The sequence below is a fragment of the Sinimarinibacterium arenosum genome (assembly GCF_005047655.1).
Classification (GTDB): domain Bacteria; phylum Pseudomonadota; class Gammaproteobacteria; order Nevskiales; family Nevskiaceae; genus Solimonas.
On sequence record NZ_SUKF01000009.1, the window covers coordinates 223298 to 244172 of the forward strand.

Here is a 20875-nt window from a genome sequence, read left to right on the forward strand (position 1 = left end):
CCATGGGCAACAGAGAGTTGCTAACCCTTGCCCGTAAGTGCTTGCGCTCCGTCGAGATCTACTACGTCCGGCAACCCGTTCCTGTGGTCATTGCCGTTGCGCTTCCAGAGCGCATGCAGGAGGTTGTCCTCGACATCTCGGTGGGCGGCGTCTCACGGCAGGTCACCCGGCGCCTGACCTCCTCGTACGACGTGCGCAATCTGCGCAAGCTTATCCGGGTCCATCCCCAACTGGCCGCTGATCGGGCGCCACGCTACGTGGTACTGAACGTCGTCTATAGGGCATGTGTGGAGTATCTGAAAATCAACGGCGTGCCAGCGGAAGCCATTCAGGGCTTCACGGTGCCCAACCGCGCGGCGGATGCCAGTGAGTGGCTGCGCCGCCATGAGTACCCGGCGCTGGGTTCTTAGCCGACTCGCAGGATTGGTGCTGTCGTGCTGGCCGGTGCTGCCGGCGCACGCGGGCGCCATTGAAGATGCGGCTACGGCTGCCGGCGTCGATCCCCTGGTGGTCCGCGCGATAGTCATCACCGAGTCTCGCGGCCATCCGTGGACGGTCAACGTCAACGGGGAGCCGTTCTTCCTCGCGTCGAAGGCCGACGCGGTCAATCTGATCCGTCGGATTCACTACGAACCGTGGATGGTCCGCGTGGTGGAGCCGGGGAAAAAGCCGGTTCGTTATTTCTTTCGCACCGAGGCCGATGCGACCGAAGCGACTCGCGAGCTCCCGAAGAAGTCCTACTCGATCCGAAAGATCGACGATCGCATGATCGACATCGGTCTTATGCAGATCAATCTGCACTATCACGGCGATCAGATGCGCTCGCTCGATGAGGCCTTCTCTCCAAGCTGGAACCTGAGCTACGGGTCGAAGTTCCTCGCGTCCCTGGTGGCCCGCCACGGCAGTGTCACGACCGCGATCGGCTACTACAACGCAAGCACCGCGGCACGCCGCGCTCAGTACAGCGCCAAGGTGCTCTCAACCTACCGGCGCCTCAAAAACCGCCGTTCCTGATTACCTAGCCGTGACAGCCATGCTCCGTCTGGCGTGGAGCGCCGTCTAAGGCTGCAAAGGAGTCATCTATGCACATTCGTTCCGTCGCGATCGCCTGCCTTCTGGCCAGCCCGGTGCTGTGGGCCGCGGAGCCCCCAGCGCCCGATGCTAAGGCAGCCAAGGAAAAGCCGATTCCATCCTTTCTGGACTGCCACAAGCTGTCGTGGGTCACCAATTGCAAGGAGATCGACAAGATCGCCCGGGAGAATCCGGGCGCGCCGCTCCGCCTGACGAACCCGGATGGACTCGAACTGTACTTCGTGCCTGGCACCCCAACGGCGATGATCTATCACCAGCTCAACCCAACGCCCGAAAGCGCGCGTGCGTTGATCGAATACAACCGCCGCTACATGGCGCAAATGGAAAAAGCGGCCGCGGTCAGTCTGAAGGTGCTGGGTGAAATGGGCGGCACAGACCCGGTGGGCTCCTCCGGCATGAGGACCAGCAGCGTCAAACCCTCGTCCAAGGGTGGGCCGGTCACCATCAACGCGAAGAACATCCGGGTCTGGATGTTCTACGACTCGAAATGCTCGCCCTGCCGACAGACCATCCCCGAGGTGTACCTGTTGGCGAAGCAGAACCCGTCTCTCGACCTGACGCTGCTTCAGATGGATGACGACCTCGACTATGTCGATCAACTCCGGACAGACATGTCGCTGAAGGCGGGGCCCATACCCGCCAAGGATCGCGCGAGCCTGCTGCCAAAGATTCGACAAACACCGACGTTCTGGGTGCAGGACACCCGCAATAAGAAAACCACCGTCATGGAGGGATACATGTCTGTCACTGAACTGTCTGCCCGCCTTGCGGACCTGTCGAAGTGAGGTGCGTCATGAAACGAATCGTTCTTGTGGGGCTGGTTGCTCTGTATTCGAGTAGTGCCGCATTGGCCGCTGAACCTGCCGATCCGAAAAAGGGCGGTACCACCGAGTTATCCCGGTACGTTGACGTCCTGGCGCCAGATCGGCGCGGTCGCGAGTTCGAAGTGCTGAATGGCGAACTGGGTCCGTCGCTGCAGATCGGATGCGACGGCAGCCCGGACTTCAACATCTTCGGGCGCATCTCGAGCGAGCTCGAAATGCTCTTGAAGTCAGTCACCGAGGAAGCGCTGTTCGGGATCCTGATCAACTACATGATCTACTCCAATCCCACGCTCTATCAGATCTACGAGAACATCAATCTCCACCGGGAATTCCTGCGCAAGCTGATGGTTTTCTCGTGTAACTCGGTGCGCGATATGGCCAATGCGTCGCGCACGGACAAGGTCCTTTCGGCGGCGAAGAGCAAGTGCTTGATGGACCCAGATCAACTGCCGGAGCAATGCGACAACGGAGACGTGCTCCAAGAGTACATTCCGGACGCCACCACCGCATTGGACAAGCAGCTTGCGCGCCTTCAGGGCGCAGCGGACGACTTCGATTTCGCAGAGTTTGTGAAGCAGCGCACGGGTATCGCGCTGCCGCCTCCACCGGGCGCGGTAGCGGCTGTGGGCCTCAAGAATGACGCTACTGCAAAGGAGTACAAGGCCCGTCTTGACAACCTTCGCGTGAACGTCGAGGTCAACCGTTCCAATCCGAAGACGGGCGCCATCATTTACACGCCTTCGAAGAAAAGCGTGGCGACCGTCCTCGACGAATCGTCCGACTACTACCGTAAAAAGATTGATGCAGTGACCAGCATTGCCAGCAGCGTTGGGTCGGGCGGCGAGCTCGACATGCGGACTGCGCCTGAGTGGGAGGAACTGCAGACCGACCCGGCATTCGGTGAGATTTCACCCGCCACCTTTTCACAACTCGTTGAGCTGCGACGCAAGAAACCATGGGCGTACGAAGAGGCTGTGAGCGCATTGACTCGCGAGCTGGCGGTTTCTGCGGTTCGCTACACCATTGCCCGGTTCGAGCTTGAAATCCGGCAGGGTTTGAACGCCCAGGCGGGGATTGAGTTGCGCGAAAGCACTCCGGGCGTCATCGACGCCCTCAATGCGGCGGTTGAGAACATGAAGGCCGAGTTGGCGATTGAAGATGTTCGCGCATCCAACACCGGGCGCGTCAACGCAGTCGTGAAGCGCGTCATCGAATTGCAGTAGGAGCTGTCATGTCTGATCCGGCAGTCGACAATCTAGTCCCTACCCTGGAAGCCTGGGCGCCTTTCCTGCAGGACGGGGCGCGGGCGCAGGACATCGCGATGACGTACGCGCTTCCATATCACTCGCTGATGATGGACGCACTGTGGAGTACGTGGGGCCTGTCCGCCTTGGCGATCGGCCTCATTTTCGTGCTGTTCAAGCTGATGATCGCCCCGGGCTGGGAAGCGTGGAAGATTATTTCGGCCGTGGTGGTGGTGTATATCTTTAGCTTCCCGGTACCGATGGATTACGCCGAAAAAGTCGTGTTTCACAGTTCGCGGCTTCCGGTGTCGGAATCGATAGCGCCGCCTTCGGAGTCCGTTCTCCCGCCGTTTGCAGTGAAAAAGGAAAAGGTCGCGTTGGGGGTTGCGGTCTTCCTCTACGCGGTCAACGGCATTGAGGACCTGCTGTATAGCGTTGTGAGCTTTTCCACGGAGGAGGGGGAGCCGTCGCCGATGGCTACTTTCCAGGCAATGTCCATGTCCTACATCGATATGTACGACGAGCCGTCCTTACGCCAGCCTATCGACGACTACTACAAAAATTGCGCCTATCTTCGCAACGAGCCCGCCTACAAATCCATCGATCAAAAAGAGTGGTTGATCTATGGACTCGGCGGCGTGCCCACCTTCGGGTACGACGCGACAATGGCTGAAGCCCAATTGGTTGACTCCACACTGGCTAATTCGATGCTTGGTAAGTGGATTCCGGGCATTGAAGCGATCGTGAATGCCAAAAATTCCGCAGCGGGGTACATGTCGGGGCGCGACGGGAGTCAGGTCAAGGCGATTCTCGCAGCAAGCAACCCGACGCGAATTCCCGATATGCCTCTCAATCAGGAGCCCTATCACATCCTGAGCGCCGACTACTGGCGTGAGCGCGCAAAGACCAACGGCGCCGAATCCGCGAACAAGTTGTATCTCTCCCGCGAAGACGCTGATGCGCTGAGCGAGTTCGATCATCCGAGGGGCGAGACGCCCGATACCGATTTGTATGCAACCAACTGTTTGGAGCTTTTCCAGATCGCAGACACCGCAGTGCGGGAGATGCGCAAAGGGTCGTCGAGCGCATACCTAAAGGACTTGACCGGCGCACTTACCCCTCGGGCTTTGGCAGTTTATGGGGCGTCCACCTTCGGGACCATGAGGGCGGGTGCCGCGTACGCTGCGAACCTGCAGAAGGGCAACAATGTGTATGCGAAAAGCGACCCCAATCGTACGCGCGCAGTGTCGCCCGAAGATACAGACGGCTTCGGCACTCAGTTTAAGAATTGGCTCGGACGGATTGTCGGAGGGGCGTCTGGCGCTGTTAGCGAAACTGGGATTTGGGCGCAATCCGTCATTAAGCTGCCGGACGTGATCATGATGACGGTCGGCGGAACCTCTCTTCTCTCCGCAATTCTGGTCATCTTCACCCCGATCCTGCTACTGGCCGGCTTTGCAACAGGTTCCCTGAGTGTCATTTCGGTTCCGCTGCGGGCCATCCTCATGCTGAAGCTGGCACTGGTCCTCATGTTTCTGATTCTCAAAATGGGGACTGGGCTACTGGAAACATTGTCCATCTACTGGACCTATTCCCAGATCGTCGACCAGGTGAACACCTATCCGATGCTCCCACTGATGCACGCTGCACACACGGGAACCCTCATCCTCGTGATGGCCGCCCCCCCTGTGCTCGGCTACATGCTGGCCTTCGGGTCAACAACAGGGTTTTCCCGGTTCAGTGGTGGGCGGGCGGGGGCGGCCAATCTCGCCGCTGGCGCTGGGGCTCTCTACACCGGAGCGAAGATTGCTGGAGCGGTTGTGCCGGGGCCCGGCCAAGTCGGAGCTATGTCCTCCGCTCTCTCTGGGGGCGTAAAAACCGCAGCTGTTACTTCTAAGCTTGGATTTACCCCCATGACCTCGGGAGGTCCGTCTGGCTCTTTGTCGGGATTCGCCGAGAGGAGCTTGCGCCCAGGAGGCGGCGATGGAGGCGGCAGGCCAGTGCTTGGAATGCAAAGCGCGCGTCAAGGGCAGGGCTCAAATTCGGTGCATCAGGGTTCCGTAGTTGGAACGCTGGCCGACGCAGGCGACCGGGTGACATCTAAGGGGGCTCCGAAAGCAAGCGCCCCCGGAGGCGGCCCTTCCGCGGGGGCAAGCGCCTCCCCCGCGACCGCGCGGAGTGGTGCGCCCAGAGATAGTTCGAGCCGCGTCTCGTCTCCTGTTTCGGGGGCGCAGTCTGCCCCCGCGTCAAGCGCGAGCGTATCGGTTCCATCCTCGCCCGGCACCGCGCCTGTCGGCACCGCGCCAACCTACACGCCAGCACAGGGCCCGAGCATTCCCCCTGGATCTGGCGTCTTGGCACCAGTGAGCCAGCGCCCGGCTTCCGCTCCACATCGGCAGTCCTCTAGCCCTGGAACTCGGTCGTCCACCAACCGCCGCCCGTCGCCCAATCCCTCGTCCGCGCGCCCTTCCCAGTCCACTCGGCCGTCGTCACCGCAAGCCTCTCAGAGCCCTTCTCGCCCCGTTGATCCTCCGCGGCAGAGCGCGCCCGCGCCGGCGGCTCCACCACGCGGGCTGGATCGACCGCCGGCCCCTGAAAGGCCAGCTCCGAAACCCGTTGGAGCGAGGGCGATTCCCGATGGTCCGGTCAAGAAGGACCCCAAGGGCCTCGATAAGCCTTGAACGCTAAGTGACTAACTTCAGGCGCGCGGCGTCGTATTCTTGGGCATGGATACGAAACCACTTGGTTGGAGGCTGACGGATCGCGGGGCGATCGCTGCCGCGCTATTGCTCGGTGCAGCGTCGGTTCTGGTTTGCGCGATAACCTTCTTTTCGGCCGCACGAATTGATCGATTCGCGTTTGTCGCTTCGGAGTTGGGCGTCATGGGCAATGTCGCGGAGAACCCTCCGCCGATTCATCTTGTCCGCATGACCGTGGATCAGCTGCTCCGTCAGCCCGGGGAGATGAACCTTAACTTCCCGATTTCCAAGATCGACTGGTCTCTCCAGCGCGGCAAATGGATCGTCCTGGTCTTCGTGGATCTCCCCGACGGCGGGCAGGTCCATCGCCTCAGCACCAATGATGCTTGGGCGATCGGTAATTGGTTGGCGGCCATTCGTCACGGAATGAATGAGCAGGTGCCAGGTGCCGAGCTTTGGGTGACCCGTATGGATTTGCCCAGTGGCTTCAATGGCCGCGTTATGGGGGTCTTGGAGTTCACCCAAGGGTGCTTCATGTACACCGCTGGCTGCTTTGATCGGTTCCTGGTCGGGTTTGCCGATCCTGGCGAGGATGGCTCGCACTTCCTGCCTCAGGTGGACTGGCTCCTTAAAGTTCACGGCAGCCCAATCAACGACGCTCAGCGCGGCGCACTGGGGTACCCGCTGATGATGCTCGTACGGCCTGATGGTGAGATGGTCGCGGTAACGCGGGATTCGCTGACTTCGCTGCATGTGCCCGGTTCGGAGGAGTTCTTGGAATTCCTGAACGGCACGATCGCAGCCTATGACAAGGAGCACACCCATGACTGAGTACACGCCGGGATGGTTCTTCCAGGTCTGTGCGGGGAGTGTGCTGCTGTTCTTGGCGTATCTCGCACGGCTCTACTCCGTCGACATGGACACGGAGCAGGTGGCGGTATCGACGGGGTTTGCGCTGCGCGGTGTGGCCAACTTGGTCCCGGTGCTCGCACTCTGGCAGATTGGACTGGCCGGGGCAGGGCTCGCACTGCTGGCGTTCCCACTCAAGCAATATCGCATCGTCTTGGTTGTTCTCGCGGCCTTCGTAGCAATCTCGGGCGATCTGTATAGGATCCGGCCGACGTACGGCACCGATTCGCGAGTGCTGCACTCGACAACCGATGTGCCGGGAGTGCCCATATCGGCGGCCCGCCCTAACTACATGCTGAAGAGCTCAGAGGATTTTGAACGGGGCCGCGCGGAGATTCTTGGGCATGTCATTGGGGCCGTCACCGAAACCTTCGGCAAGAAGGCAGGGGACACCGTGGCGGCCGTCCCCGATCTGGCCCGCAAGACTCCGATGTCGACGACGTTCTCAAAGAAGATTACGAAGTCTTTCGATCTCCAGCCGATCACGGCGGAAGAGCTGGAACTTACGCGCCAGTCTCGGACGAGTGGGACTCTGCGTGAGTCGCGGGCAATCGTTCGGTCGGCTGGCATTCTGGACCCACGGTGACACCCCCCAAACAATGGCTAAGTGACTAACTTCCGCTGGGGGTCGTCGTATCCTTGGGCATGGACACGAACACACCTCGTTGGAAGCTGACTGATCGCGGAGCAATGATTGCCGCGCTATTGCTCGGGGCGCTCGGCGTTTTCGTTTGCGGCGGGGCCTACCTTTCGGCAGCCACTGCGGATCGGTACACATTTACCGCATCGAAGCTGGGCGCCCTCGGACCGATCGCCGAGAATCCTCCGCCGATCCATCTTGTCCGCATGACGGTGGATCAGCTGCTCCAGCAGCATGGAAAAATGCTTTTTCACCTTCCGATCGCGGAAGTCGACTGGTCACAACAGCTCGGCAAGTGGACCGTGCTGGTCTTTGTTGATCTTCCGGACAGCGGTTCATCTCATCGCCTTTCTGGGCATGACGCCTGGGCTATCGGGAACTGGTTGGCGGCCATCCGCCACGCCATGAATGAGCAGACCCCAGGTGCTGAGCTTTGGCTGACCCGAATGGACTTGCCCGGCGGGTTCAATGGTCGCGTTATGGGGCTCGCGCAGTTCACCAAAGGGTGCTTCATGTACAGCGCCGGGTGCTTTGATCGGTTCCTGGTCGGGTTTACCGATCCTGGTGCGGACGGCACGTACTTCCTTCCTCAGGTGGACTGGCTCCTTGAAGTTCATGGCAGTCGGATCGACGAAGCTCATCGCAACTCGCTGGGATATCCGCTGATGATGCTCGTGCGCCCCGATGGTGAGATGGTCGCGGTGACGCGGGATTCGATGACGTCGCTGCAAGTGCCGGGTTCGGAGGAGTTCATCACGTTTTTGAAATCGACGATCGCTGGCTATGACAAGGAGCACGCCAATGACTGACCGCGCGCCAAGCCGCATCTTTCAGGTATGCGCCGGCGGCGCGCTGATCATCTGCGCCGCCGCCGCACGCCAGCACTCGGTGGGGTATGAGGAAGTCGCCGCCGCAACCGGATTTCCGTTGGCAGCGGTCGCCACAATGATCCCGACGCTGGAAGTCTGGTGGCCCGCACTGGCTGGCGCAGGGCTTGCGTTGCTGCTGTTCCCGCTGAAACGGTACCGGATCGCTTTCGTGGTGCTCTCGGTTCTCTACCTCTTCGCGGCGAGTCCGCATGTACTGCGACCGACCTACGGAACGGACCAGCGCGTGCTGTTGTCGACGAGTGACGTTCCGGGGGTGCCGATAACGTATGCGCGGCCAAATGAAGTGCTGCAGCTTGGCGTTGAGCTCGAACGTGGGCGGATGTTTATCCTCTCGGAGATCATCTCCAACCTGACAGCCGCTATCCGGAAGGTGGGAGGGTATGGGGACGCGCCGGTGCAGGCGGCCGCTGCCGCAGCTGCGGACGCAGCAGCTGATCTGCCGCGCAAGGCGCAACGGTTTAATCCCCACTCAAAGATTCGTTCCAAGTCTTTCGATCTCCAGCCCATGACCGCTGAGGAGTTCGAAGCCACTCGGCAGCATCAGACCAGCGGAACGCTGCGACCGTCGCCCGCATTTGGAAATCGCATTTCTCTATTGGACCCACGATGAACACGCACAGTCAGCATGCCGGACGGCCCGGCTCTCGCAGTTCGGCCGAACCAACGGATCAGGGCCATCCCGCGTTGCGTATACGCAATTCGGGAGCGACCGTTCGTGATCGCCAGGCTGCGCCGGAGACACAGTGCGACCATCCGGTGCTGCGCTCCTACGAGTCGATTACGCCTCAAACATTGCTTGCTGAACGTAAGCAGTTCATCGGCCGAGTCATCAATGGGCGGCGCAAGCATGTCGACTGCGCGATCGACTTTTCCGTGATCGCTGGCGATCGCCCCTGGAACTTGCTGCGCGTTCGATACATCGTCTCGGAGCTGGCGATTCCGTTGTTCGGCGCCGGCGACGAGGCGGAACTGCTGATGGGCCTCCAAGCCTGGGCTATCGCCTATCGCATGGGCTGGGTGCCGTCGACGTGCTATCTGCGCCTGTTCGCTGATGGCACGGCGACGATGCTTGCCCAGAGTGCGAACCTCCGCACCTTCAACCCGTGGAAGATCATGGATTGGGCAGAGGGAGTTTTGGACGATCCGGCGAACACCGCACTCGACTGGCTATCGCGTGCGGCCTAGCCCGCTACGGCAGCGACCTCAGGAGCTTCTGTCCTTGACCCATCGTGCGCTCCTGATACCGGTGCGCGTCGAGCTCGTCATCCATTGACGGTTCTGTCCCTTCGGCCCGAGGCGGGGAGGGCTGTGGTGGGGGCGAGGGTGGCTGCGCCGACACCGGGGGCTGCACTACCGGCCCGCGAGTGGCTTCTTTCGCGGGCGCGGCGGGTGACCGCGGCGGGACAGTGTCTCGAACCGGCGGTGAAACCGCGGCGGATACCGGCGCGGCCAGGCCCCCTCTCTGTAGCGCATACCCCGCAACGATGAACTGGCCAAGGCGCAGGCTCCGGAACCCCGGCGGCGCTGCTTTGTAGGCGTTGAGCAGGTCCGAATCGTCCAGGTGGATGGTGGTGCGCATCTCGACTGCTTGCGCAGGGGCGATGGCCGGGGGGATTCCTACCGACGTGCCCAGCTGCTGCATCCCCTGGCGGGCGAGTTCTGCAACCGCCTGGCTCTGATAAAGCGTGCTCGGGGCGTCGCTCAGGAATCGGATCAGCTCGGCATCCCGTTCCTTGTCGAGAATGAACGTCGGTCGTGTCACCGCAGCGCGCTTCTTCTCAGCCATTGAGCACCCCGATCTTCAGGTAGCCACGCACATTGGAAAGGTGAGGGGTCTTTGGGATCTTCACGTTCGCTTTTTTGAACGTCTCCATAAGCTCCGCCTGGAGAAACGCTGCGCCGCCACCGGAGAGAATGAGGCATTCGAGCGAATTGGGATTGGTCCACAGATCCGCGACGATGTCCGAGACTGCCTGGACGACCATGCGTTTGGCCTCCGCGATCGGTTTTTCCAAGCTGATTGTTGTCGTGCCGGACCGGATGCTCCCCTGCGCAAAGACCCGCGGCATGTCCGTGATCCGCGCCGGGAGATCCCTGTTTCGGATATGCGAGAGCAGATACTCGTAGGCACGGCTCACGCCACGCGGCTCGCTGGTATTGGTGGTCCAGCTCACCTCGCCATCGGTAACCTCAACCGCGTCGATGGTGCCGTTGCCAATGTCCACGATACCAATGCGCCCATCCATGCTGTCGACCGGCTCGCCGTGGGCATCAAAGCAGATATCGAAGAGTGAACCGACCGGTTGGGGCACGATGCGCGCCACTTCAATGTCTAATCCGTCCGACTTCCACGACTTGAGGGTACGCATCAATCGTTCGCGGTGGTCGCTACGGATGTTCTTCACCGGAAGGCCGGTTACGATCCGGGCGGCTCGCACACCAAAATGCTCCAGTGCGTAACGGAAGAGCACACGGTACTCGTCCGTTTCATACCATAGCGAGTCCACTGTCGGAACCGACGCCTTGGCCAGTCGATGTGCGTCTTCCCCCACAAGCCACATAGCGCCCCGATCATTGACTACCTTGGTCTCTTTCAAAGACATGGAGCGGTCGTGCACTTGGGCCGTCCATGACGGCATGCAGATCTCGCGACCGTCGACCGACGCGGCCTTGAGCTGGCCGAAGCCGACGTCGATGCCGAGGAGTAGGGGGTTCTTCATGTTTCCGGTTCCATTTTGATTCGATGTAGTGCAGCCACCGCGCGTGCAGTGGCCTTGAGCGTGCTCGTGTAACTGCGACGGCGGACGCGAAGCATCGTGATTTCGGCCGCCAGCCTTCCGATTTCGTCTGGGTTCTTGTTGTACTTGGCGCGCTCCAGCTCGCGACTTGAGATGGGGTTTTCGTCTGGGCCCTTGGGCGAAGTCATTCGCGCCATGCGGCGTCCCCCCAGTCCTGCAGTGGCCATAAAGAAGGTCGGTCCCGCCGGGCCGCTGAACGGCCCAACTGCTTTCTCAGAAACTTCCCACCGGCACACAATCGAAACCCTGGGACGTTTGGTGAGCTGATTGAACCGCTGCATCATTTCGTCGAGTTCGCGATCGATCAGCTCCAGGGCTTCACCCGCTTCGCGGACCATCGTGGCAACGTCAGAGATCAGCGCGGCGCGGTAACGGGCCGTGACTGCGGGGCTCGGTTGGGGGCCCGGAATCGAAGCCACCTCCGCGCGACGCACCAGGGGGACGAGGTTACGCATTGCTTCGCGCGCAGCGCTCCGAATCGCCAGGTAGTCCGTCAGGCGTTCGAGGGCGGCCGACTGGAAGGGGAGGAACGCCGGGGTGGTGTACCTCGGCAGATACCGGACCTGGGGCCGCCGCATCCGTTCACGTCTCCCGTCTGCGTGCACGACATACCAGTCAACACCAGCCGGTCCCAAGGCGCGGTCGGCCGGCATCTCCCCCCAATACACACGCAGGCTCCTGCCAAGGACGTGCCTTGCTGGGTGATTGAACTGGCGCATCAGCTCATCAATCTCCCAGTCCACCGCATCGAGGTGGCGGCCGACGTACCGGATCACGTCCTCCAGATTGGTGATCGTATCGGCACGCCGGCGCCGCAACTCCTCGCGGAGTTCAAGGTAGGCGTTGAGTTTGGGATTCTCCATGCTCGATAGACGCACGGATTGCCCACGGCTGAGCGTTCTGGGGCTTCACGGGGCGGGACGTAGTGCGGCCGTCCCGTGTCCCGCCCCGGGCCTGCGTGTACCACCGCTCGCCGCCACTACGCCTTCAGGTCGCCCGCGGCCCGCCTAGGCCCAGACGCCCTCCGCCGCACCCATCCAGACGCGCGCCGCTACACGGTCGCCGCACGCCGGTGGAGGGCTCCGCGCGCGCCGGTCAACGTGGCCTGCGGGCGGTTAGGAGTGGCGCATGGCGGCGCGTTCGCGGCCGATGCCGGCGTACGCCGGGCGCTTTCTGAGAGGGGCCTGGCGTTAGGGCGGCGTGCGGGGGGCGCGCGTGCAGGAATCCTGGGCGTGACAGAGCGCGCGGGGGGCTTGGCCGCTCTAAGTTGTTGTTTTTTGGTGGTATCGGAGAGCCGCGTGCGTACGGGTGTAAAGCCCCCAACGCGGCACCAATCTAATACTTCGGGTAACTCTGCCCAATAGGGCGTTACAGGTCCTGGTGAACTACCCGGGTCGCGCGGCCTACCAGAAAGAGATCTCGCCCCCCTGCCTCGATCGGGGTGGCCGTAGTCGCCACCACCCGGATGGTCTGCCTGGGGTCTGTCGTGGTGGCAAAGGCGAGCTGATGCGTACCGGGAATCTGGGCTAGAAAGGTCATCAGCGTGAGGTGCCCTACTTCTGTAGCGACAACATAGCGCTCCCCGACGCCGAACACGCCTCCGGAGGCCTGGGTCTCAACGATCGTGTCGCCATCGTTCGCACCGCCCTCGATCGCGACGTACAAACAATCCGGCCTCTTCACCCATACGCCGCGCGGGTGAATCTTCATCGCCCCACGGCTCTCGACGGCCGCGAGCAGGCGCGCGACCACTTCCGCCTGTGGACACGCGGCTACCTCGTCCAGCACAACACGATCGCAATAGGCGCTGCTCTGCTGGGTGCCGCTGCGGGCGCGTTCCAGAAACGCGGTCTTCGCCTCCGCGCCGATCCGCTCGAGTGCATTTTCCAAAACCAACTCGGCCGTGTTCTCCGGAGTACATCCCGCTAACCCCGCCAGGACAAGCACCGCATCCTCCGACGCCGCCGGCTGCGAGCCCGTTCGCAGCCGCCGCAGCTGGGCCACCGTGAGGCGACACTCCGCCGCAACCTCCTTCACCTCCCGTCCCTGCGCCACGAGCCGTTCTATTAGCCGCGCCGCTGTTGTTGGCGACGTCATCTGTATCCCTCCACCTGGTCCACTCACCCGCTCCATAACGCTACAGCACCCCCCACTGACCCCCGGCATTGTAGGCAAGGCTGTAACAAAGCGAACCTGGCGAACATTGTTTGCTTGCGGACGTGCAAGTTTTGTTCTACGCTCGCCCCCTAAATTCTTCGGGGGAAGAACATGGGGCACGCAGCGATTTCGCGCGCGCAACTACTCCAACAGTTGCAGATGGAGCGGTATATCAACGCATTGGCGCGGGAGGCCGAGTGCTCCCCCGAGTTGATGCCGAGAGTCGTCCGGGTCCTGGACGAGCACCTTGATGGATGGGTCGCTTACTGCCTCCGCAGGTATTGGCGCCCCCAGGGGATTTCCTGGACTGACCATGTCGCGGAAAGTCGCCAAAGCCTGCACGACCTGATCACGACCACCATGCTTCGATGGCTGAGTCGCGCGGTCAGCGAGGCCCCCACAATTGAACACGACATCCTTTGCATCCGCGCCTGCAGCGTCTTCAGGACCGCCGCGCGCTGCAACATCGCCCAGCAGTATTACGGTCGCATAAGCAGCTGCGGCCACTGGGCCCTGACCCTGAACCCGAGCGGCGAGGTGCGTTTCCGCGACTCCGATCTCCGGGTCAAAGTCGACGAGAGCGCCTCGACCTGGTGCACCGTCGAGAGCCTTGAGTCCATCTCCGATCCCGCTGAGCTGCTGGTTGCTGAGGAGGATCTCTCCCAGCAGAACGAGACACTGCGCATCGTGCTCGAGCGCCTTCGCGCTGAATATAGCCGGCGCCAGGTGTCCATCCTGATGATGTGTCTACGCGACCGAATGACGACCGACGAGATCGCCGCGGCCCTCAACGAGGACCGCCGCAACGTCGTCCGCTGCCTCGACCGGATGCGCCCTCGCGCTGCCGAGATCGCTGCAGAGCTGCACAGCCACCCCGAATAACGGCGGGCATGCACGACGTCTAAAGCTCGTCTACACAGAACGAGCCCCGATGTCTTTCCTGAACGATCAAGTCTTGCCGGCTCTCGACGCCGCTGACGCCGGATTGCTTTCGGCACTCAACCCGAAGAAACGCACGCGCTACTGGGTCCTCGACTGCCCCTCGTGCCAAACGGCCGGGGCCGCCTACTACTACCCCGGGCACAGCCGCTTCCAGTGCTCTCGCAAGAACAACTGCGGCCATTCCACCTCCCTGTGGGAATACGTCTTGGCGGGCCATGGCGGGAACAAGCAAGAGACCTTCAATACTTTGTGCGCCGCTGCCGGGGTTGTGCCTCCCGCCCGGGACGGTGAAGTCAGCGAGAGCCAGCGGCTATCGGCGGTTGTTCGCTCCGTCCTGAAGTCGGCGCTGATCAACAACACTTCCGCAGGCGACTATCTCGCCACCACGCGCAAGCATCCGCGCGACACCTGGGACCGCCTCGATATCGGCTATTACCCCGGCGCGAAATGGCTCGAGGCCACCCTCAAGCAGCGCGGCGTGGATCTCGCACTCGCGCGGGAGTGGGACATCCTCCCGGACCCGAAGTACAGGGAGAGCCTGCACGCCAACCGGCTCGTTGGCTGGTGGAAACAACCCAACGGCACCCTCCGGCTCTGGAGTCGCCTGATTGGCGACCCACCGGATGGCCCTGATGCGCCCCCCAAGTACCGGTATGGCGAGGGGATGGTTCGGACCATTCCGTACGGCTTCCGGCGCCCCGGACACAACACCCTCATCTGCGTCGAGGGCCCCCTCGACCGCCACGCTCTGGAAGCCCTCGGCATTCCCGCCAACGCGACGGGCGGCAACGCGGTCATTGACGCCCAGGCCGCGTACATGGCCGCAAACGGGGTGGAGGCCTTGGTCTACTTCATTGACGCCGACAAGGCTGGAACGGACGGGGCCCTAGCTACAATCCGCAACTGCGAGCCACGCGGCATCACCTGCTTCTTCGCAACGCCGCCCGCGGGCCTCGACGTCGACGACCTCTACCAGGCCGGGGAGGGCGCCACAATCGTGTCCCTGCTCGAAACCGCGGTCAGCTCTGGCGCTCTTCTGGCCCGAGAGATCCTTGCTGCCGGCGACGACCGAAAGTCCTTCGAGTCCGCCCGCACCTACTGGAAACTGCGCGGGACTCTGACGCCGTACAGCTGGGATGTGTTCACTCGGGTGATGCAGGCGGCCGGGCGCCCGGTCATGCCGCTGCCCTCCGAGGCGCTGCAAATGATGGCCCGCCTCCTCGAAGATGGGGTGCGCGTCGACGACGCCCAAACATTGATCCAGCGCCGCTACGGCCTTCAGATCGCAATCACAGAGGCTCGATAATGCCAGCCCCCACACAGTCGCCCATCAGCCCGGCGCTCCGCCTCGCGAAGTTCACCCTGATTGTCCTTGTGGTCGTGGTCGTGCTTCAGCTGGTGCTGAACCCCGCTCACCGCCGTCCCTACGTCGCGTGCTGGCCCGTGTACATGGGGTGCAAGTTCTTCTCGGTGACCGTTGTCCGCCAACTATTCCCGGGCGAACACGCCTTTGCGCTCGAAAACTTACGGCGCTGCGAACGCGCTCACGCCAGCTGTGTGTCCGTGACATCAAAGATCCCTGGCTTCCACTCAGGGGACAACGGGCTTCTGGAGCGTCTAAAGGAACAGGGAGCCGCCCTGAAGGGGCGCGCGGCCCCCACCACCGATAACAGCGGAGATGAAGATGAGTGAGTTTCAACAGAACCGGACCACCCCCGCCGCTACGGCTGCGATCTCGAGCAAGGATGAGACAACAATCATTATCGGGAGCCCAATTACCGGCGTTCTGGCCCACAAACTGAAAGCCCTGGATCGTTGGATGGTGGCACAGGACCGCGCGTTCCAGCGGGGCGAGCTTGGGCTTGAGGAGCATCAGCAGCTGCAGCGCTCCGCCATGGGGGTCTCGACCTCGATTGACGACATGATCCGGACCTTGAAGAAGGTCCCGTCCATCGCCAAGGTCGCCCACGCCAGCTTCCGGCCTCGCACGCGCCCCGCCCATGCGGGACAACGCCCGAAGGGTCCGGGCGCTCCTCCTCGTGGCGCATCCTCGCAATCTGCGCACCGGACCCCTCCCGAACGGCCCAATGGCGGAACCGCCCCGACGGTAGCGACCCCGACCGCCGCTCCGGAGGCGCCCTCGCCCGCGGTCGCAGTGGCTGCTCCTCGAAAGGCATCACCCAAGCCACGCCCTGCCGCTACTCCTGGTGATGCTGCACCGGAGACCATCGCGGTGGCGGAGAACCTGAAGCCCGACACAACGGCCTTGTGATCTCGCGTGGGGGATCTGACCCCCATCCCTCCCGTACGCTCTCGCTTCGCTCGCCCCATGTAATGGGGACGCTTCCGTACGGGATGGGGGTCAGATCCTGACAATGCTTCACTTGCGCGTGCCGATCCGACCGGTGACTTCACATCTGGCCCCACACGTCTTTCCTCACATTTCTCACTGTTCCCGGTTGCGTTCCTACAGCGGTTTTCCGAGGAGACAGGTCACGGTCGGCCGGGCGCCGCTGGACCGGCCAACATCCGGCGCCTTGCTCGGGCGGTGCCGGGTTTCCGCCCCCTGCGGGGGCTTCCGCGCCTTCGGCGCATGCAGTGCATATCGCGACGTCGCGGTGTGACTTTGATCGCCATCGCGCGTCACGCTCCGACTGGCGACGGTCCGGCGCGTCTCGCGTGGCATTGCGGGGGACGCTGCCGTCGGTAGGGTGGGCCTGTACCTCGCACCGAGCCTCAAATGTCCCGGAAATCCGTCCAGCCGCTTCGCCTCGTGATCGCACTGTCGGGCGGTGTCGTCCATGCGGTTGGTTATGACCAAGCCGGCGCCCCGGTGGCGCTTGAAGTCCAGGTGATCGACTACGACGCGCCCGCGGGTGGAGTCCCGATCGCGATCCCCCAGACCGATGGCGAGGACATTCCCGCGATTACCTACGCGGTGCAGGCGCAGTGGCTACCGGAGCAGGTCCCCGAGACGATGCGGCGCGCTCAGGAGGCTACCGCCGCTCAGCAAGCCGCAGATGACGCGGCGCGCGCGCAGTACGTCGCGACCCTCGCAGCACCCGTCGCACACATTGCTGCGGCGGCCGATGCGCTCCCGCCGGAGTGGATGGACTGGAGCGGCCCGCTGGAGTCGGACTTCGACGACGCATGGATTCGCGAGGCGGCGTAGCACCCCAAGTCGTGGGGCGCATATCCGCTGCATAGGGTGGTTACAGGCCCACCCAATCGGATGTTTGACACCCCATGGAATACGCGATGACGAAGGCGGAAGCGGCAGCCCGCACAGCGTTTGACCCTGCCTCCGAGCAAGTAGCACGCTGCATGGTTGAGGTTGATCTGGCACTCGACCGCACCCGGCGCAGTGTTCGGCGCGCGTTGGGCGCGCTGCTTTGGTCCCCGGTGGAGATTGAATTGTTCCGTCGCCTGTCGGCCCCCAATGGGCGGCTGGTGGTGTACGTCAACGGGCGCCCCGAATCGAGCTTTGAGCCGGAGTTTGTCCTTGATCCGCAGGGACGCTCGCGCGGCGAGACGGCGCCCATCATCGCCGCGTTTGGCGGTGGGGTAGGCGGCGAGTCCCGCCTGCGCGAGTTCTATCGCCTTGCGCGCACCTATGAGGCGATCGGTGGATTGGTCGTCGGCGGTAGTCCGTGCCGTCTATTCCCACAGGTCTTTGTCACTCGTGAGTGCGGGGCTCTCGAAGCGGCATAGGGTAGTCACATACCACGCAATTCCACGGAGCAGAACGATGAAGCAGCGCCCTTCGACCCGCCTGGCTGATCTGATCCCGATGCAGGAGGCATCGGACCTGATCGCCAAAACGAAGTATTACGTTGGCAAAGAGTCCAGCGTCGCTGACCTGCGCAAGCGCGTCGCCGCCGCGCTGGCCGCACCGGAGTCTGATCCTGACGCCCATTTAGCCTCCTTCGAGTGGGCGCTCCAGTACGCTTTCCCCGGTGGGCGTGTGATGGCCAACGCAGGTGCCGGGGCGTTTCGCCCTGCGACCTCTACGATCAACTGCACGGTGTCGCAAACCATCCGCGATTCGATGGGCGGCATCATGGAGGCACTGTCGCACGCCGCTATTACCCTCAAAGGGGGCTCGGGTATCGGGTATGACTTTACGACGATCCGACCGCGTGGCGCTCGTGTAGCCGGTGCCGGTGCGAGCACGAGCGGCATCCTGCCGTTCATGGACATGTTCGATGCCATGTGCAAAACGGTGTCGAGTGCCGGTGGCCGCCGTGGCGCTCAGATGGGCGTGCTGGAAGTGTCACATCCCGACATTGAGGACTTCATCAAGGCCAAGCGCGAGAATGGCCGGCTACGGGCGTTCAATCTCTCGGTCAATGTCACCCGCGCATTCATCGACGCTGCCAACGCGGGCGACGACTGGCCGCTGGTGTTCCCGTTGCTTCCGGGCGAGTCGGAATCCGACATCGTGTGGCGCGACTGGCCGGTCATTGAGCCTGAGTATCGTGTAAACGCGCTGGGCGAGGTGGCGTGCCGGGTTTACCGTCGCGTGTCGGCTCGTGATCTGCGCAACCTGATTGAAGGCTCGACCTACGAGTTCAGCGACCCCGGCTATCTGCTGTTGGACGAAGCGAACCGCATGAACCCGCTGTGGTTCGCGGAAAACCTTCGCGCGACCAATCCCTGCGCCGAACAGTTTCTCCCCCCTGAGGGCAGCTGCTTGCTGGGGTCCGTTAACCTTGCGGCTCTGGTCCAGAACCCGTTCACCCCCGAAGCGCGCTTCGATTACGAAACGTTCGCGAAAGTCGTTTTCATTTTCGCCCGCATGCTGGACAACGTCGTCGAAATCAACGGGCTGCCGCTTGAAGGCCAGCGCCGTGAGATTCAGAGCAAGCGTCGGCATGGCATGGGGTATCTGGGCTTGGGGTCGGCGCTGACGATGATGGGCATCCGCTACGGCTCCCCCGAGTCTGTGGCGTTCACGAATGACGTCACCCGCGAGCTGGCACTCAACAACTGGCGCGCTGGGCTGGCGCTGGCCAAGGAAAAGGGTGCGGCTCCGATCCTGACGGAGAACTTCGTCATTACCCCGAAGATGCTGCGCCAACGTCCCGAGCTGGCTGCGGACGGCTACAAGGCCGGCGACACCTTGCCGGGCCGCGTGTTGCATGCGAAGTATTCCGTATACATGCAGCAGATCGCGCAGGCTGACCCTGAGCTGGTCGCAGAGCTTGCAGAGCACGGCTCTCGCTTCACCCATGCGACGTCGATCGCTCCGACCGGCACCATGGCCGCATCGGTGGGCAACAACGCGAGCAACGGCATCGAGCCGAGCTTCGCGCACTCCTACATCCGCAACATGATCGTCGAGGGCGAAAAGACCAAGCGGGCGATTCGCATGGAGTCTTACGAGCTGTTGGCCTATCGCAAGCTGGTCGACGCAAACGTCGACCCCGACAACCTGCCGGAGCTGTTCGAAGCGTCTGCGAAGAACGTTACGCCGGCAGAGCACATCGCGGTGCAGGCGGCAGCGCAGCGGTGGATTGATAGCGCGATCAGCAAGACCACCAACTGCGACACCGACATGCCGTTCGCGGAGTTCCAGGGTCTCTATCAGCTGGCGATTGACAGCGGCCTCAAAGGTTGCACCACGTTCCGCTTCAATCCCGAGGTCCACATGGGCGTGCTGGTGGAAAAGAAAGATCTGGACGCGACGGTGATCGAATTCAAGCTGGATGACGGCAGCACCATTCGTGGGGCGGCCTCGCAGAAAGTACGGTACGACAACGCCGAAACAACCATCGGCAATCTGTATGAAGCCCTCAAGGAAGGGCAGTACGGCAAGCACTAAGGCACGTAAGCGAGGCTGACCATGGGCACTCAAGACATTATTTCCATTGACCGCAAGATCGTCGGCTTCGCAGTCGTTAAAGAAGAGCCGGCGGCCCCGACGCTGCCGGATGTCGATCCGCGTTCCCTGCGCATCGACAAGCGCGAGGGCGGTAGTTGGGAATCGACCACGCTCAAGCTGGAGCTGACGACGAGCGCCGGTCCGCGAGCGATCTACGTCGTGATCGGATACGGGCGCGTCTGTGGTCGCAGCAACGGCCGCGAGGTGTGCATCGAACGTCCGCTGGAGTTCTTTGTCCCTGCGAACCAGTCGTCAACCGAACACCAGTGGGTGTCGGCAACCATGCGCACGCTGTCGCTGGCCGCGCGTGGCGGGTTTGCAGCCAAGGCGCTGGCTGACCTGCGCAAGGTGACGTGGGATCGTGGGCCGATCTGGTACGGCAAGAACGCAGCCGGCAAGACGCTGACGCACGAGTCGGAGGTCGCGGCGATCGCGTGGGCGATCCAGAACGAACTGCGCAAGCGGCGCTATCTGGACGAGAACTTCGAAGAGCGCCCGCTGGATGAAATGGTGGCGCACTTTGAGCGGGTCCGCGCCTACCGCGACGCACTGGCGTATGACTCACCGTCGCCGCTGGTGATTGCGGCCCCCTCAGTGTCGCGTCTGGATGCCGCACCCGCAGCTGCGCACCAGATGGCCCAAGGGCGCCCCGTCGTCGGCACCTGCCCGGACCCGAATTGTCAGGGTGACATGATTTTGCTGGACGGTTGTCCCACGTGCACATCCTGCAGTTACTCGAAATGCACATGACGGTCCCCGCCCGATTCCCACTGTCCCGAACCCCCGGACGCGTCGC

21 protein-coding genes are annotated in these 20875 nt (G+C 62.6%); 17 read left to right on the top strand and 4 right to left on the bottom strand.

Going from position 1 to position 20875, the window contains the following annotated elements; all coding sequences use genetic code 11:
* The first annotated feature begins 2 nt into the window (after positions 1 to 2).
* From E4T66_RS18350 to E4T66_RS18395, 10 genes are all read left to right on the top strand, one after another.
* A complete protein-coding gene (locus E4T66_RS18350) occupies positions 3 to 410 on the top strand; it encodes a hypothetical protein (RefSeq protein WP_136850994.1) in 408 nt (135 codons plus the stop codon).
* A gap of 34 nt (positions 411 to 444) precedes the next feature.
* Positions 445 to 1014 carry a transglycosylase SLT domain-containing protein gene (locus tag E4T66_RS18355; RefSeq protein ID WP_169577714.1) on the top strand — a complete coding sequence of 190 codons (570 nt, stop codon included), beginning with the start codon at positions 445 to 447 and terminating at the stop codon, positions 1012 to 1014.
* Between the two features lie 68 nt (positions 1015 to 1082).
* A complete protein-coding gene (locus tag E4T66_RS18360; RefSeq protein WP_136850998.1) occupies positions 1083 to 1877 on the top strand; it encodes a thioredoxin domain-containing protein in 795 nt (264 codons plus the stop codon).
* Between the two features lie 8 nt (positions 1878 to 1885).
* The gene (locus E4T66_RS18365; RefSeq protein ID WP_136851000.1) at positions 1886 to 3139 is read left to right on the top strand and encodes a hypothetical protein; all 1254 of its coding nucleotides are present in this window, start codon (positions 1886 to 1888) and stop codon (positions 3137 to 3139) included.
* Positions 3140 to 3147: 8 nt separating this feature from the next.
* Entirely contained in the window at positions 3148 to 5841 is a 2694-nt protein-coding gene (locus tag E4T66_RS18370) for a hypothetical protein (protein ID WP_136851002.1), read from the top strand.
* 45 nt (positions 5842 to 5886) lie between these two features.
* Positions 5887 to 6690: a hypothetical protein gene (locus E4T66_RS18375; protein ID WP_136851003.1), complete on the top strand. Its 804-nt coding sequence runs from the start codon at positions 5887 to 5889 to the stop codon at positions 6688 to 6690.
* Positions 6683 to 7354 (top strand): hypothetical protein, encoded by a 672-nt coding sequence (locus E4T66_RS18380; protein ID WP_136851005.1) that lies wholly within the window; start codon positions 6683 to 6685, stop codon positions 7352 to 7354. Before E4T66_RS18375 ends, E4T66_RS18380 begins: the two co-directional genes overlap by 8 nt.
* A 104-nt stretch (positions 7355 to 7458) precedes the next feature.
* Entirely contained in the window at positions 7459 to 8217 is a 759-nt protein-coding gene (locus E4T66_RS18385; RefSeq protein WP_211243025.1) for a hypothetical protein, read from the top strand.
* On the top strand, positions 8210 to 8908 hold the full coding sequence (locus E4T66_RS18390; protein WP_136851009.1) for a hypothetical protein: 699 nt from the start codon (positions 8210 to 8212) through the stop codon (positions 8906 to 8908). Before E4T66_RS18385 ends, E4T66_RS18390 begins: the two co-directional genes overlap by 8 nt.
* Positions 8905 to 9483 (top strand): hypothetical protein, encoded by a 579-nt coding sequence (locus tag E4T66_RS18395; RefSeq protein WP_136851011.1) that lies wholly within the window; start codon positions 8905 to 8907, stop codon positions 9481 to 9483. Before E4T66_RS18390 ends, E4T66_RS18395 begins: the two co-directional genes overlap by 4 nt.
* A gap of 4 nt (positions 9484 to 9487) precedes the next feature.
* On the opposite strand, the gene E4T66_RS18400 is transcribed toward E4T66_RS18395, so the two are convergent.
* The 4 genes from E4T66_RS18400 to E4T66_RS18415 form a co-directional block, all read right to left on the bottom strand.
* A complete protein-coding gene (locus E4T66_RS18400) occupies positions 9488 to 10084 on the bottom strand; it encodes a hypothetical protein (protein ID WP_136851013.1) in 597 nt (198 codons plus the stop codon).
* Positions 10077 to 11018 carry a ParM/StbA family protein gene (locus E4T66_RS18405; protein WP_136851015.1) on the bottom strand — a complete coding sequence of 314 codons (942 nt, stop codon included), beginning with the start codon at positions 11016 to 11018 and terminating at the stop codon, positions 10077 to 10079. Before E4T66_RS18405 ends, E4T66_RS18400 begins: the two co-directional genes overlap by 8 nt.
* Positions 11015 to 11959 carry a hypothetical protein gene (locus E4T66_RS18410; protein ID WP_136851018.1) on the bottom strand — a complete coding sequence of 315 codons (945 nt, stop codon included), beginning with the start codon at positions 11957 to 11959 and terminating at the stop codon, positions 11015 to 11017. Before E4T66_RS18410 ends, E4T66_RS18405 begins: the two co-directional genes overlap by 4 nt.
* A gap of 505 nt (positions 11960 to 12464) precedes the next feature.
* A complete protein-coding gene (locus tag E4T66_RS18415) occupies positions 12465 to 13193 on the bottom strand; it encodes a hypothetical protein (protein ID WP_136851020.1) in 729 nt (242 codons plus the stop codon).
* Between the two features lie 171 nt (positions 13194 to 13364).
* Between E4T66_RS18415 and E4T66_RS18420 the strand changes: the two genes are divergently transcribed.
* The 7 genes from E4T66_RS18420 (at position 13365) to E4T66_RS18450 (ending at position 20829) form a co-directional block, all read left to right on the top strand.
* Entirely contained in the window at positions 13365 to 14135 is a 771-nt protein-coding gene (locus tag E4T66_RS18420) for a hypothetical protein (protein WP_136851022.1), read from the top strand.
* 49 nt (positions 14136 to 14184) lie between these two features.
* Entirely contained in the window at positions 14185 to 15501 is a 1317-nt protein-coding gene (locus tag E4T66_RS18425) for a toprim domain-containing protein (protein WP_136851024.1), read from the top strand.
* 378 nt (positions 15502 to 15879) lie between these two features.
* On the top strand, positions 15880 to 16467 hold the full coding sequence (locus E4T66_RS18430) for a hypothetical protein (RefSeq protein WP_136851026.1): 588 nt from the start codon (positions 15880 to 15882) through the stop codon (positions 16465 to 16467).
* 468 nt (positions 16468 to 16935) lie between these two features.
* Positions 16936 to 17367: a hypothetical protein gene (locus tag E4T66_RS18435; RefSeq protein ID WP_136851028.1), complete on the top strand. Its 432-nt coding sequence runs from the start codon at positions 16936 to 16938 to the stop codon at positions 17365 to 17367.
* An 86-nt stretch (positions 17368 to 17453) separates the two neighbouring features.
* Positions 17454 to 17906: a hypothetical protein gene (locus E4T66_RS18440; RefSeq protein ID WP_136851030.1), complete on the top strand. Its 453-nt coding sequence runs from the start codon at positions 17454 to 17456 to the stop codon at positions 17904 to 17906.
* Between the two features lie 37 nt (positions 17907 to 17943).
* The gene (locus E4T66_RS18445; RefSeq protein ID WP_136851032.1) at positions 17944 to 20019 is read left to right on the top strand and encodes an adenosylcobalamin-dependent ribonucleoside-diphosphate reductase; all 2076 of its coding nucleotides are present in this window, start codon (positions 17944 to 17946) and stop codon (positions 20017 to 20019) included.
* 21 nt (positions 20020 to 20040) lie between these two features.
* The gene (locus E4T66_RS18450; RefSeq protein ID WP_136851034.1) at positions 20041 to 20829 is read left to right on the top strand and encodes a ribonucleoside-diphosphate reductase; all 789 of its coding nucleotides are present in this window, start codon (positions 20041 to 20043) and stop codon (positions 20827 to 20829) included.
* Positions 20830 to 20875 lie beyond the last annotated feature (46 nt).

Bases quoted from the DNA above. Each gene is read 5' to 3' on its own strand.
- E4T66_RS18425 (WP_136851024.1), top strand. From the start codon at position 14,185: ATGTCTTTCCTGAACGATCAAGTCTTGCCGGCTCTCGACGCCGCTGAC.
- E4T66_RS18390 (WP_136851009.1), top strand. From the start codon at position 8,210: ATGACTGACCGCGCGCCAAGCCGCATCTTTCAGGTATGCGCCGGCGGC.
- E4T66_RS18360 (WP_136850998.1), top strand. From the start codon at position 1,083: ATGCACATTCGTTCCGTCGCGATCGCCTGCCTTCTGGCCAGCCCGGTG.
- E4T66_RS18440 (WP_136851030.1), top strand. From the start codon at position 17,454: ATGACGAAGGCGGAAGCGGCAGCCCGCACAGCGTTTGACCCTGCCTCC.
- E4T66_RS18395 (WP_136851011.1), top strand. From the start codon at position 8,905: ATGAACACGCACAGTCAGCATGCCGGACGGCCCGGCTCTCGCAGTTCG.
- E4T66_RS18370 (WP_136851002.1), top strand. From the start codon at position 3,148: ATGTCTGATCCGGCAGTCGACAATCTAGTCCCTACCCTGGAAGCCTGG.
- E4T66_RS18410 (WP_136851018.1), bottom strand. From the start codon at position 11,959: ATGGAGAATCCCAAACTCAACGCCTACCTTGAACTCCGCGAGGAGTTG.
- E4T66_RS18350 (WP_136850994.1), top strand. From the start codon at position 3: ATGGGCAACAGAGAGTTGCTAACCCTTGCCCGTAAGTGCTTGCGCTCC.
- E4T66_RS18415 (WP_136851020.1), bottom strand. From the start codon at position 13,193: ATGACGTCGCCAACAACAGCGGCGCGGCTAATAGAACGGCTCGTGGCG.
- E4T66_RS18385 (WP_211243025.1), top strand. From the start codon at position 7,459: ATGATTGCCGCGCTATTGCTCGGGGCGCTCGGCGTTTTCGTTTGCGGC.
- E4T66_RS18420 (WP_136851022.1), top strand. From the start codon at position 13,365: ATGGGGCACGCAGCGATTTCGCGCGCGCAACTACTCCAACAGTTGCAG.
- E4T66_RS18430 (WP_136851026.1), top strand. From the start codon at position 15,880: ATGAGTGAGTTTCAACAGAACCGGACCACCCCCGCCGCTACGGCTGCG.
- E4T66_RS18365 (WP_136851000.1), top strand. From the start codon at position 1,886: ATGAAACGAATCGTTCTTGTGGGGCTGGTTGCTCTGTATTCGAGTAGT.
- E4T66_RS18450 (WP_136851034.1), top strand. From the start codon at position 20,041: ATGGGCACTCAAGACATTATTTCCATTGACCGCAAGATCGTCGGCTTC.
- E4T66_RS18380 (WP_136851005.1), top strand. From the start codon at position 6,683: ATGACTGAGTACACGCCGGGATGGTTCTTCCAGGTCTGTGCGGGGAGT.
- E4T66_RS18405 (WP_136851015.1), bottom strand. From the start codon at position 11,018: ATGAAGAACCCCCTACTCCTCGGCATCGACGTCGGCTTCGGCCAGCTC.
- E4T66_RS18400 (WP_136851013.1), bottom strand. From the start codon at position 10,084: ATGGCTGAGAAGAAGCGCGCTGCGGTGACACGACCGACGTTCATTCTC.
- E4T66_RS18375 (WP_136851003.1), top strand. From the start codon at position 5,887: ATGGATACGAAACCACTTGGTTGGAGGCTGACGGATCGCGGGGCGATC.
- E4T66_RS18435 (WP_136851028.1), top strand. From the start codon at position 16,936: ATGTCCCGGAAATCCGTCCAGCCGCTTCGCCTCGTGATCGCACTGTCG.
- E4T66_RS18445 (WP_136851032.1), top strand. From the start codon at position 17,944: ATGAAGCAGCGCCCTTCGACCCGCCTGGCTGATCTGATCCCGATGCAG.